Genomic DNA, 11237 nt, shown 5'->3' on the forward strand with positions numbered 1-11237 from the left:
CCGCCCATGACCACCGTCGACCTCGCCTTCCGTGACGCCGAGCCCGAGGACGTCGACGTGCTCGTCGCGCTCATCGAGTCGGCCTACCGAGGGGACTCCAGCCGGGCCGGCTGGACCACGGAGGCGGACATCCTCCAGGGGCAGCGGACCGACCCGCAGGGCGTCCTCGAGGTCATCGAGGACCCCGACAGCCGGCTGCTCACGGTGGAGCGGGACGGCGCGGTCGTCGCCTGCTGCCAGCTGGAGCACCGGGGCGACCACGCCTACTTCGGCATGTTCGCGGTCAGCCCCGCCCAGCAGGGCGCCGGGCTCGGCAAGACGATCATCGCGGAGGCCGAGCGCACGGCGCGCGAGACGTGGGGCGTCAGCGAGATGCACATGACGGTGATCGACGCCCGCGAGGAGCTCATCGCCTGGTACGAGCGCCGCGGCTACCGCCGTACGGGACGGTTCAGCCCCTTCCCGTACGGCGACGAGCGCTTCGGCATCCCGCAGCGCGACGACCTCAGGTTCGAGCTGCTCGTCAAGCCACTGGACGCGTAGTCACGCGGTGAAGCGGCCGGTGCGCTTGATCTCCGGGTAGTCCGTGGTCGCGCCGTCGAGGCCGAGCGCCCGCACGAGCCGCAGATCGTCCTGCGTGTTCACGACCCAGCCGATGATCCGCAGATCGGCCTTGCGGGCGTGCTCGACGATCTCCTGGGTGAGCCGCCGGATGTTGAGCACCAGTGTCGTGGCACCGGCCGTGACGGCCCGCTCGACGACGCCCGTGCCGTAGCGGCTGGCGACGAGCGCGGTGCGCACGCCCGGCACGAGCCGGGCGATCTCCGCGATCGCCTCGTCGTGGAACGAGATCACCTCGACGCGGTGCACCAGATCGCGGCGCAGCATCACCTCGGCGAGCGCCCGGGCCGCCGCCGCGTCCTTGATCTCGGCCTGCAGCGGGGAGCCGACCGCGTCCAGCACCTCCTCGAACACCGGCACGCGCTCGCCGCGCCCCGCGTCGAGCCCGCGGAGCTCGGCGAGGGTCTTCTCGGCGATGGGCCCGTGCCCGTCCGTGGTCCGGTCGACGTCCGCGTCGTGCATGACGACGAGCGCGCCGTCCTTGCTCAGGTGCAGATCGAGCTCGATGATGTCGAGCCCCCCGCGCTCGGCGGCGACGAAGGACCGCAGGGTGTTCTCGGGTTCGACCCCCATGGCTCCGCGATGCCCGATGGTGAGGAAGTTCAAGGTCGTCTCGCTTCCGTCGACGGCGGCTCGGTGCTGCCGCGCGGACGCGACAGGACTCGTACCCTAACGGGCCGTCCCCACGATGGAACCGTGTGTGCCGGACGGGCCGGAGTCATGGGTTCTGGTGCCCACGACCCCGAGGATCAATCCGGTGATCACGGCGGCGGCGAGGACGGCACGGGTACTCATGGCGGATGCGCCTCCGGGCGGTACGGGCAGGGATGCGGCCCCGTCCTACCGGGCGGATCGCCTCCGGCGCGAGCCCGCTCACCCGGTGGTGGGCGCGTCTCCCTCCGCGTTGACTTCGGGGGCGGCGGACAGCGCCGCCAGGTCCGCCAACATGCCCCGCGCGAGCTCCACTTCGGCCACCAGATGCCGCTCGCTCCAGCGCAGCGCGATCTGCGGATGAGCCCACGCCTCCACGCCGTCCGCCCGCGCGGCCGCGTCCCGCACCTCCTTCAACTCGCCCTCGGTGCGCGCCACATGCTCCTCGACGAGGGTGCGCAGCCGCTCCGGGGTGGCGAGATGCCCGAGCCATACGCGCAGCAGGACCGGGTGACGCAGCGACACGGCGGTCGTGTCCCCGTCGCCGGCCGCCCACTGCGCGAGCGCGTCCCTGCCCGCGCGTGTGATGGCGTACGTGCGCTTGGTGCGCGGCTCCTCCGGCCCGGAGCGCCGGGACGTGGCGTACCCGTTCTCCTCCAGCCTGCGCAGCTCGGCGTAGATCTGGCTGAACGCGGGGGAGCCGTAGAAGAAGCGCAGCGACGCGTCCGCCCACTTCTTCAGCTCGTACCCGGTCCGCTCTCCGGGCGGGAAGGACAGCAGCCCGAGCACGGCCCAGGCGGTCGGCGGCAGCTGCGTGGTCGGCATGGCTCCGCATTGAAGCCAGCGGAGTTCACGGGCGCAAGGGCTGCTTTCGGCGGAGCTCGGCCGAGAGGTGGTGCTGGAGCGGCTGCCCGACGGCCGCGAGGTCGTGGCTGAACGTGAGGGTGTCGCCCTCGACGACGTAACGCCGCCCCGTGGCGTCTACCTGCTTGGCGGTGGGGGTGAGGCCCACGGTGTGCGTGGCGAGTTCGACCGTGCCGTCGGTGACCCGGCCGACCATGATCTCCGCGATGCCGGTGGGCTGTGTGATCAGCGCCTCGACGCGACCCTCCGGCTGGATCCGCCACCAGCCGCTCTCCCGCGCGGCGGGCCGCACGGGGGCGTCGTCGGCGTCGATCAGCCAGGCCCGGGCCTCGTAGTGGAGAAAGGGCCGGCCGTCGTGGCTGAACGTCACCTCCTGCGCGTACGTGAAGTCGCTGTCCAGGGTGGGGTATTCGCCGCGTCCGCGGCCGTGCCAGCTGCCGAGCAGGCCGAGGACGGGCGTGAGCAGCGGGTGCGGCTCGGGGGTCTCGCCGTACGGGTACGGGGGCGGCGCGGACGCGGGGTCGAACACGGGTGACTCCTGGGGCTAGGGGGTTACCGGGGAAGCGTAGAGCGTGTCCGGATCGCCGGTGCGGAGCGTCGTGGCCCTTCCCATCTCTGACGAGCCGTCATATAGCTATTAGTCATATGGCAGCCAGTCCGCTTCCCGGGAGGCACCGTGAAGTTCAGCGTCATCTTCGAGGCCCAGCTCGCCGACCCCACCGTCGAACGCGAGCACCAGTTGCTGCGGGACAGCGTCGAACAGGCCGTGCTCGCGGAGGAGATGGGATTCGACCGGATCTGGGCGGTCGAGCACCACTCCCTCAAGTGGTACGCGCACATGTCCGCGCCGGAGATCTTCCTGACCTGGGTCGCGGCGCGCACCTCCCGCATCCGCGTCGGACACGGAGTGGTGTGCATGCCGTTCAACTTCAACCACCCCGCGCGCGTGGCCGAACGCGCCGCGATGCTCGATCTGCTGTCCGGCGGGCGGCTCGACCTCGGGGCAGGGCGCGGCGGCACCACGCAGGAGACGTCGCTGTGCGGCGTCGACAAGGAACGGACCACGCAGGAGGTCGAGGAGGCGCTGCGGATCATCGGGAAGGCGTGGGAGAAGGACGAGCTGGAGCACCACGGCCCGCTCCTCGACATCGACCCGCACCCGATCCTGCCCCGCCCCGCCCAGACCCCGCATCCACCGCTCTTCCTCGCGTGCAGCCGCACGGAGACGCTGCGCCAGGCCGCCGAACTGGGTGTCGGCGCCCTGGTGATGGGGTTCGCGGGCCCGGAGGCGATCGCCGACATGCGCGGCGCCTACGACGCGGCGATCGCGGCCCGCACCCCCGAGCGCCTCGTCTCCTCGGTGGTCAACGACCACTTCTCCGTCCTCTGCCCGACGATCGTCCTGGACGACCGGGAGACCGCCCGGAACATCGGCATCCGCGGCCAGCGCTTCTTCGCGCAGTCCATCGGCCACTGGTACGGCGGCGCGGGCATCCCCGACGAGGCGGTCGTGGAGGGCGCGGACGAGGCGGAGGAGATGCGCCGGGCCGCCGAACAGGTCGTCGCCCGCCTCCACGAACACCACATCCCCGTCCGCCCCACCGCCACGGCCACCTTCAACGCCGACCACGCGTACGGCACCGCCGACGACGCCATCGCCTACGTCGAACGCCTCCGCGACGCGGGCGCCGACGAGATCATGTGCCTGATCCAGATGGGCACGGTGCCGCAGGAGGCGTGCATGGAGACGCTCCGGCAGTGGGGCGAGAAGGTGATCCCGCACTTCCGGGGCGAGGGCGGTGCGTGAGGCCCTTCGCTGGGCAGGAATCCGTCCGCCGTCCCGTACGTCCACACCCATCCTGGAGCCGCCCGTGTCCGCCACCCCCGTCGACCGCCTCGCCCCCGAAGCGCGCCCGCTCGTCGATGCCGTCGCCGCCGCGTTCCCCGACCTCGGCGGCGCCGTCACCGATGCCGTCGAGGCGCGGCGGATTCTGGCCGCCGCGCCCGATTCGCCCTTTCCCGCGCCGGTCGTAGGGGCCGTCGAGGACCGGGAGATACCCGGGCCGCCCGGTGCGCCCGCGATACCCGTGCGCGTGTACCTGCCGGAGCCGGGGCCGGAGCGGGAGCCCGACGCGGCGGCGGGGCCGGTGCCCGTCGTCGTGTTCTTCCACGGCGGCGGCTGGGTCATCTGCGATCTCGACAGCCATGACCACACCGCCCGCGCGCTGTGCCGCGGCGCGGGCGCCGTCGTCGTGTCGGTCGACTACCGGCTCGCGCCGGAGGCCCCGTTCCCCGCCGCCGTCGACGACGCGTACGCCGCCCTGTGCTGGGTCGCCGAGCACGCGCACGAACTCGGAGCGGATCCGGCGGCGTTGAGCGTGGCGGGGGACAGCGCGGGCGGGAACCTCGCCGCGGTCGTCGCGCAGATCGCCCGGGACGAGGGCGGCCCCGCCGTCGCCCGGCAGATCCTCGTGTACCCGGCCACCGACGCCCGCCAGAAGTCCGGCTCCTTCGACGCCAACTCCGAGGGCTACTTCCTGACCGCGGCGCACTGCGCCTGGTTCCGCGAGCAGTACCTCGGGGCCGACGGCGACCCCGCCCACCCCCGCGTATCGCCCCTCCTTGCCGAGGACCTCGCCGGACTGCCCGCCGCGCACATCGTCACCGCCGGCTGCGATCCGCTGTGCGACGAGGGGCGGGCGTACGGAAAGGCCCTGCGGGACGCAGGGGTCCCCGTCACGGAGGGGCACTTCCCGGGGATGTTCCACGGGTTCTTCGGGTTTCCCGAGCTCCTGGACGACGCCCGGCAGGCCCTGGCCGGCGCGGTAGAGGCGATCGCCGACACCGCCCACCACAGGAAAAACAGCGGTGATCAAGGGGGTGGCGCAGGATAATTTCCCGAGGTCCCCCTTGTGGTCGAGAACCTCGCGTGCATACGGTGTCCTTACGCGAGGTTCTCCCGTGGAGGTTGGGACATGACGGAAATTCTTGTGCAGGCTGGCGCGGAGGGGACGGATTCTCCGGTCCAGGTGGTCGGACCCAGGGTGGTGGAACACCCGGCCTGGCCCTTGCTCAAGGACGCCGTGGAGGAGTTCAGGCCCCTGCAGGGCAAGGACGGCTCGATCGACTTCGAGGCCGAAGGTGCCCCCGCGAAGGCCGACGCCGAGCGGATCCTGAACCGGGTCATATCCGCGGTCGAGGAGCTCGCCCCGCTGCTGCCGCACGACGCCGCGTACCACGAGGCGCTCGTGCACGACCTGCGCCGCTGGGCCGAGGAGGGCTTCCGGGTCCCGGACTTCCTGGACTCGCTGCTCGCCTTCCAGCCCGCCGCGCAGCGCCGGGACGGCCTCCAGCACCTGGTGGTCTTCCCGATGTACACGCAGAACGGCAACCCGGACCGCAATCTGGAAGCCGTCGTCCTGCGCATGGTCTGGCCGGACTGGCTCGCCGAGCTGGAGGCGACCCGGTACGACAACCCGCTGTTCTGCGGCATTACCTTCGAGGGCTTCACCTCCGGCTACGACACGAACTCGGCGGTGCTGTTCCCGGAGACGATCGCCGTGCGCGAGGCGCCCGAGCGCTTCTCCTGGGGCGGCATCTTCTGCGACCGCGAGGCGGCCCGCTTCCGCCGCGTCACCGAGGCCGCCGTCGACATCCTCGGGGTCGAACTGCCCGCGGACATCGAGGCGATGGTCGCCGACCAGGAGCGCTGCCAGCAGGCGTTCGTACTGTGGGACATGGTCCACGACCGCACCCACAGCCACGGCGACCTGCCCTTCGACCCGTTCATGATCAAGCAGCGGCAGCCGTTCTGGATGTACGGCCTCGAAGAGCTGCGCTGCGACCTCACCGCCTTCAAGGAGGCCGTGAAGCTGGAGGCCGAAGGCGTCCCGCAGGCGCGCGACGTGCAGTACGCCGTCCTCTTCGACCGGATGTTCCGCTTCCCGGTCACCGGCGACCGCGTCAAGAACTACGACGGTCTGGGCGGCCAGCTCCTCTTCGCGTACCTGCACAAGCACGACGTGGTCCGCTGGACCGACAACAAGCTGCACATCGACTGGAAGCGCGCCCCCGAGGTGACCAACCAGCTGTGCGGCGAGATCGAGCAGCTGTACCGGGACGGCATCGACCGCCCGAAGCTGGTGCACTGGTTCGCCGCGTACGACCTGGTGTCCACGTACCTGTCGCCGCACCCCGGCTCCCGCTGGGCGAAGGGCCCTGACGCCCTGGACACGTCCCTGCCGCCGCGCAAACTCGTGGACGAGGTGCTTCCCGACGAGTTTCCGCTCAGCATGTTTTATGAGGCGCTTTCGAAGAAGCTGAAGACTGTGATCGCTTCTACGAAGGGGATCACCGCGGAGCGTGCCGAGCAGGTGGCCGCGTGAGCCATCGCGAACAGCAGGAGGCGACTGTCATGACCGACGCCAACGGGACCGGGGACACGCTGGACGGTGCGGTGATCGCGGTCGCCGGAGCCGCGGGCCCCGCCGGAAAGGCCACCCTCAAGCGGCTCGCGGAGGCCGGCGCCACCGTCATCGGGGCCGACGCCGACGCCGAGCGCCTGGTGGCGGCCGTCGACGAGGCGCGCTACGCGCACGGCGGCGCCACCGTCATCGGCGACAACGTCGACCTGCTCGACCTGCACGCCACCCGCGACTGGGCGGGCCGCATCGAGAAGGACTTCGGCCGCGTCGACGGCCTCGTGCACCTGGTGGGCGGCTGGCGCGGCGGCGCGACCTTCGCCGACACCGACCTCGCCGACTGGGACCTGCTCGAAAAGCTCCTGATCCGCACGGTGCAGCACACGTCCCTCGCGTTCCACGACGGACTGTCCCGCAGCGACCGCGGTCGCTACCTGCTCATCAGCGCCGCCGGCGCCTCCAAGCCCACCGCGGGCAACGCGGCGTACGCCGCCTCCAAGGCGGCCGCCGAGGCGTGGACGCTCGCGCTCGGCGACGCCTTCCGCAAGGCGGGGGGCGAGGCGGGACCGCGGCAGGCGGCTGCGATCCTGGTGGTCAAGGCGCTGGTGCACGACGCGATGCGCGCCGAACGCCCCAACGCGAAGTTCGCGGGCTTCACGGACGTCACGGAGCTGGCCGAGGCCATCACCGGCGTCTGGGAGCGGCCCGCCGCCGAACTGAACGGGACCCGTCTGTGGCTGACCGAGAAGCCGTGAATCCGCCGAAGACCGATGCCCACCGGCATCACGACCCCGAGAACCAGGGGTTCGCGAGCGACAACTACGCCGGGGGCCACCCCGAGGTGATGGCGGCGCTCGCCCTCGCCAACGGCGGGCACCAGGTCGCGTACGGCGGGGACGAGTACACGGACCATCTCCAGGCGATCATCCGCAGCCACTTCGGCCCGACCGCCGAGGCGTTCCCGGTGTTCAACGGCACGGGCGCCAACGTCGTCGCGCTCCAGGCGGTCACCGACCGCTGGGGCGCGGTGATCTGCGCCGAGTCCGCCCACATCCACGTGGACGAGGGCGGCGCCCCGGAGCGGATGGGCGGCCTGAAGCTGCTCACCGTGCCGACCCCGGACGGTAAGCTCACCCCCGAGCTGATCGACCAGCAGGCCTACGGCTGGGACGACGAGCACCGGGCGATGCCGCAGGTCGTCTCGATCACGCAGTCCACCGAACTCGGCACGCTCTACACGCCCGACGAGATCCGCGCGATCTGCGAGCACGCCCACGAGCGCGGCATGACCGTGCACCTCGACGGCTCCCGGATATCCAACGCCGCCGCGTCCCTGGACGTCCCCATGCGGACGTTCACGAACGCGGTCGGCGTCGACATCCTGTCGCTCGGCGGCACCAAGAACGGCGCGCTGTTCGGCGAGGCCGTCGTCGTCCTCAACCAGGACGCGGTGCGCCACATGAAGCACCTGCGCAAGCTGTCCATGCAGCTGCACTCCAAGATGCGCTTCATCTCGGTGCAGTTGGAGGCGCTGTTCGCCAAGGACCTGTGGCTGCGCAACGCCCGGCACGCGAACGAGATGGCCCAGCGCCTCGCCGAGGGCGCCCGCGCCGTCGACGGCGTCGAGATCCTCTACCCGGTGCAGGCCAACGGCGTCTTCGCCCGCCTCCCGCACGACGTCTCCGAACGTCTGATGAAGAAGTACCGCTTCTACTTCTGGGACGAGGCGGCCGGCGATGTGCGCTGGATGTGCGCCTTCGACACGCGCGAGGAGGACGTCGACTCCTTCGTGGCGGCCCTCAAGGAGGAGATGGCGCGGTAGCCACCGAAAACGCATAGGTATGCGGTCGACCGTAAATCCATTGACGGGTGGTCGGCCGCGTTTCTATGCTCGCGTGCCATGCAGCTGATCCAGCAGAACCCTGATTTGTCCAGCTATCTGGCGGCCGACGACGTCATCGACCATCATCATCCGCTCGTGCGCGAGACGTCGGCGCGCCTCGCGCGGGACGTCACCGATTCATATGCATACGCTCAAGCCGCCTATGAGTACGTGCGGGACACCGTCCCGCACTCCGCCGACAGCGGGGATCTCCGCGTCACCTGGCGGGCGTCGGACGTCCTGGAGAAGGGCACCGGGATCTGCCACGCGAAGGCGCACGCGCTGGCCGCGCTGCTGCGCGCCGAGGACATCCCGACGGCGCTCTGCTATCAGCGGCTGACGCACGACGTGGGTGCGGGCTGGTGCGTGCACGGCCTGGTGGCGGTGCGGCTGCGCGGCGCGTGGCACCGGCAGGACTGCCGGGGGAACAAGCCGGGCGTCGACGCCCAGTTCTCGCTGGAGGGTGAGCGGCTGGCGTGGGTCCCCGACGCGGCGGCGGGGGAGGTGGACTACCCGGCGCTCCACGACGCGCCGCACCCGGCGGTGCTCGACGCGCTGCGCGGCGCGCCGGACCGTCCGTACTTGTGGGAGCACCTTCCGGACGCGCTCCCGGCGTGACTCAGGCCTCGGCGGCCTTGACCTCTTCGGGGGTCGGGGCCGTGCCGCCGAGGTGCGCCGGCATCCACCACGTGTCGTCGGGCCCCTTGGGGCGGACCGGGTAGGCGCGCTGTGCGGCCTCCAGCAGCTCCTGCATGCGGGTCCGCAGGCGGCGCGTGATCGCTCCCGCGTACTGGTCGCTCGGCGCCTCCATGGCCTCGCCGACGCGGACCGTGATCGGGATGTGCTGGCGCTTGAAGTTGCGCGGGCGCCCCTTGGTCCACAGCCGCTGCGTGCCCCACAGTGCCATCGGGATCATCGGCACTCCGGCCTCCTGGGCCAGGCGCACGGCACCCGTCTTGAAGCTCTTGAGCGTGAACGACTCCGAGATCGTCGCCTCCGGGAAGACGCCGATGATCTCGCCGGAGCGCAGCGACCGCAGCGCGTGCTGGTACGCGTGCTCACCCTGGGAGCGGTCCACGGGGATGTGCTTCATGCCGCGCATGAGCGGGCCGGAGATCTTGTGCCGGAAGACCGACTCCTTGGCCATGAAGCGGACGAGACGCTTCTGCGGCAGGGCCGCCAGGCCGTCGAAGATGAAGTCCAGGTAGCTGATGTGGTTGCTGACCAGGACTGCTCCGCCGGTACGCGGAATGTTCTCCGAGCCCTTGCAGTCGATCTTCAGGTCGAGCGCCTTGAACATCGTGCGGGCGGCGCCGATGACCGGAGGGTAGACGAGCTCTGCCATGGAGGGGGTTGGCCCTTCAGTAAGTTACGCGGCCGTAGGTTTTCCGGCTTGCGCAGATCGTGCCCCATCAACGGCCGGGTGGCCAGTCCTGGTTCCGTGGTCGTACGAGATCCTTGTCACGTGCCGGGAATACGCGAACGGCCGGAAATCGCTGCACACAAGGGTGCGGAGCAAAGGAGGAGCAGGGTGTCGGTCGGTGAACGGACGTGGGACGCCGCGCAGTTGGGCGAGGAGCTGGGGGACCGGGCCACGCTCGTGCAGTTCTCCAGCGCGTTCTGTGCCCCCTGCCGGGCCACCCGCCGGGTCCTCGACGAGGTCGCCGCGATGGTGCCGGGCGTCTCGCATGTGGAGATCGACGCCGAGGCCCGGCTCGACCTCGTGCGCGACGCCGGGGTCCTCAAGACCCCGACCGTGCTCGTCCTGGACGCGCGCGGCCGCGAGGTGCGCCGGGCGGCGGGCCAGCCGCGCAAGGCGGACGTGATCGCCGCGCTGGGCGAAGCCGTCTGAGACGCGGGGGGGCGTGACGCATCTCCCAGATGACGGAACGCACTTGACTGCACGCGCCACGTATCGTCAGGGTGACCTTATGCCTCCGGAACTCCTTCTCGTCGAGCGGGTCCACGTGGACCTGGCTCGCTGTTCGAGCGCCCGCTGTCCGCGTGTCTGACGCAGCCACGGACCCCCGCTCGAACCCTCCTGCCAGAAGGACAACTCCATGACGGCCACACCCGATCTGCGCACCGCCCAGGCAGTCACCCCCGATCTGTTCCGCTCCGTCTTCCGACAGCACGCGGCGGGAGTGGCGGTGGTCACCGCGCCCGGTGCGGCCCCGGTCGGCTTCACCGCCACCTCCCTCACCTCAGTCTCCGCACGGCCCCCGGTGATCTCGTTCGGTATCGGCCTCGGCTCGTCGAGCTGGCCGACCGTCGCCGAGGCCGAGCACGTCGGCGTGCACATACTCGGCGAGCACCAGGCCGACCTCGCCGCGACGTTCGCGAAGAGCGGCGCCGACCGCTTCGGCGCGCCCACCCGCTGGTTCGAGGGCCCGGAGGGCGTACCGATCCTCGACGGCGTGCTCGCCTGGCTGGTCTGCAAGGTCATCGCGCGGGTTCCCGCGGGGGACCACCAGATCGTGCTCGCGGAGGCGCTCCACGGCGACCCGGCGGGCGCCGGCCGCCCGCTGCTGTACCACCAGGGCCGCTTCAACGGGCTGCGCGACTGAGAGTTCCTGGGTCGCGTGATTACAGAGCGTTGGGAAGGTCACAGTTCAAAGCGCTTGCTTAGTGGGCATAAGCCGGGTGTACTGGCGAGTAACCTTTTCTTCGGAGCGCGGGCCGCCCCGACCGGAAGAGTCCGCACAAGGCGCATATGCTGCCTGCGAGAGGGCGTTTCAGCCGAGCAGTACAGCAGGCGTGGGCCAGTACAGCTGGCAGCAATACAGCCGCCCAGTTAA

At 71.0% G+C, this 11237-nt stretch carries 14 protein-coding genes; 9 read left to right on the plus strand and 5 right to left on the minus strand.

All coding sequences use genetic code 11. The features are described from left to right. The first annotated feature begins 6 nt into the window (after window positions 1-6). Complete coding sequence (locus ACY34M_RS15460) at window positions 7-543, plus strand: GNAT family N-acetyltransferase (protein WP_462718215.1); 537 nt, start codon at window positions 7-9, stop codon at window positions 541-543. Here ACY34M_RS15460 and ACY34M_RS15465 read toward each other — a convergent pair whose 3' ends face one another. The 4 genes from ACY34M_RS15465 to ACY34M_RS15480 form a co-directional block, all read right to left on the minus strand. Continuing rightward, a complete protein-coding gene (locus ACY34M_RS15465; protein ID WP_462718216.1) occupies window positions 544-1227 on the minus strand; it encodes a glycerophosphodiester phosphodiesterase in 684 nt (227 codons plus the stop codon). Window positions 1228-1290: 63 nt separating this feature from the next. After that, a complete protein-coding gene (locus ACY34M_RS15470; protein WP_462718217.1) occupies window positions 1291-1416 on the minus strand; it encodes a hypothetical protein in 126 nt (41 codons plus the stop codon). Between the two features lie 78 nt (window positions 1417-1494). Next, a complete protein-coding gene (locus tag ACY34M_RS15475) occupies window positions 1495-2097 on the minus strand; it encodes a PadR family transcriptional regulator (protein ID WP_462718218.1) in 603 nt (200 codons plus the stop codon). A 25-nt stretch (window positions 2098-2122) separates the two neighbouring features. Next, on the minus strand, window positions 2123-2665 hold the full coding sequence (locus tag ACY34M_RS15480; RefSeq protein WP_462718219.1) for a heme-binding beta-barrel domain-containing protein: 543 nt from the start codon (window positions 2663-2665) through the stop codon (window positions 2123-2125). 147 nt (window positions 2666-2812) lie between these two features. Between ACY34M_RS15480 and ACY34M_RS15485 the strand changes: the two genes are divergently transcribed. From ACY34M_RS15485 to ACY34M_RS15510, 6 genes are all read left to right on the plus strand, one after another. Beyond that, window positions 2813-3943 carry an LLM class flavin-dependent oxidoreductase gene (locus tag ACY34M_RS15485; protein WP_462718220.1) on the plus strand — a complete coding sequence of 377 codons (1131 nt, stop codon included), beginning with the start codon at window positions 2813-2815 and terminating at the stop codon, window positions 3941-3943. Window positions 3944-4007: 64 nt separating this feature from the next. Beyond that, the gene (locus ACY34M_RS15490; protein ID WP_462718221.1) at window positions 4008-5030 is read left to right on the plus strand and encodes an alpha/beta hydrolase; all 1023 of its coding nucleotides are present in this window, start codon (window positions 4008-4010) and stop codon (window positions 5028-5030) included. An 81-nt stretch (window positions 5031-5111) separates the two neighbouring features. Beyond that, window positions 5112-6521: a DUF6421 family protein gene (locus ACY34M_RS15495; RefSeq protein ID WP_462718222.1), complete on the plus strand. Its 1410-nt coding sequence runs from the start codon at window positions 5112-5114 to the stop codon at window positions 6519-6521. 29 nt (window positions 6522-6550) lie between these two features. Then, window positions 6551-7312, plus strand: coding sequence for an SDR family NAD(P)-dependent oxidoreductase (locus ACY34M_RS15500; RefSeq protein ID WP_462718223.1), 762 nt, complete (start codon window positions 6551-6553; stop codon window positions 7310-7312). After that, a complete protein-coding gene (locus ACY34M_RS15505) occupies window positions 7309-8379 on the plus strand; it encodes a threonine aldolase family protein (protein WP_462718224.1) in 1071 nt (356 codons plus the stop codon). The genes ACY34M_RS15500 and ACY34M_RS15505 overlap by 4 nt, the downstream gene beginning before the upstream one ends. Before the next feature lie 78 nt (window positions 8380-8457). Continuing rightward, window positions 8458-9057 (plus strand): transglutaminase domain-containing protein, encoded by a 600-nt coding sequence (locus tag ACY34M_RS15510; RefSeq protein WP_462718225.1) that lies wholly within the window; start codon window positions 8458-8460, stop codon window positions 9055-9057. Window position 9058: 1 nt separating this feature from the next. Here the strand turns inward: ACY34M_RS15510 and ACY34M_RS15515 are convergent, their stop codons facing one another. Further along, window positions 9059-9784 carry a lysophospholipid acyltransferase family protein gene (locus tag ACY34M_RS15515; protein ID WP_462718226.1) on the minus strand — a complete coding sequence of 242 codons (726 nt, stop codon included), beginning with the start codon at window positions 9782-9784 and terminating at the stop codon, window positions 9059-9061. Between the two features lie 186 nt (window positions 9785-9970). Between ACY34M_RS15515 and ACY34M_RS15520 the strand changes: the two genes are divergently transcribed. Both ACY34M_RS15520 and ACY34M_RS15525 read left to right on the plus strand, forming a co-directional pair. Further along, window positions 9971-10291 carry a TlpA family protein disulfide reductase gene (locus ACY34M_RS15520; RefSeq protein ID WP_462718227.1) on the plus strand — a complete coding sequence of 107 codons (321 nt, stop codon included), beginning with the start codon at window positions 9971-9973 and terminating at the stop codon, window positions 10289-10291. 208 nt (window positions 10292-10499) lie between these two features. Then, window positions 10500-11006, plus strand: coding sequence for a flavin reductase family protein (locus ACY34M_RS15525; RefSeq protein WP_462718228.1), 507 nt, complete (start codon window positions 10500-10502; stop codon window positions 11004-11006). Window positions 11007-11237 lie beyond the last annotated feature (231 nt).

Source organism: Streptomyces sp. EDA2-14 (assembly GCF_054963755.1).

What these genes read in the sequence shown, in the direction of transcription:
- ACY34M_RS15460 (WP_462718215.1), top strand. Translation starts at nt 7, where the DNA reads ATGACCACCGTCGACCTCGCCTTCCGTGACGCCGAGCCCGAGGACGTC.
- ACY34M_RS15470 (WP_462718217.1), bottom strand. Translation starts at nt 1,416, where the DNA reads ATGAGTACCCGTGCCGTCCTCGCCGCCGCCGTGATCACCGGATTGATC.
- ACY34M_RS15475 (WP_462718218.1), bottom strand. Translation starts at nt 2,097, where the DNA reads ATGCCGACCACGCAGCTGCCGCCGACCGCCTGGGCCGTGCTCGGGCTG.
- ACY34M_RS15495 (WP_462718222.1), top strand. Translation starts at nt 5,112, where the DNA reads ATGACGGAAATTCTTGTGCAGGCTGGCGCGGAGGGGACGGATTCTCCG.
- ACY34M_RS15500 (WP_462718223.1), top strand. Translation starts at nt 6,551, where the DNA reads ATGACCGACGCCAACGGGACCGGGGACACGCTGGACGGTGCGGTGATC.
- ACY34M_RS15510 (WP_462718225.1), top strand. Translation starts at nt 8,458, where the DNA reads ATGCAGCTGATCCAGCAGAACCCTGATTTGTCCAGCTATCTGGCGGCC.
- ACY34M_RS15515 (WP_462718226.1), bottom strand. Translation starts at nt 9,784, where the DNA reads ATGGCAGAGCTCGTCTACCCTCCGGTCATCGGCGCCGCCCGCACGATG.
- ACY34M_RS15525 (WP_462718228.1), top strand. Translation starts at nt 10,500, where the DNA reads ATGACGGCCACACCCGATCTGCGCACCGCCCAGGCAGTCACCCCCGAT.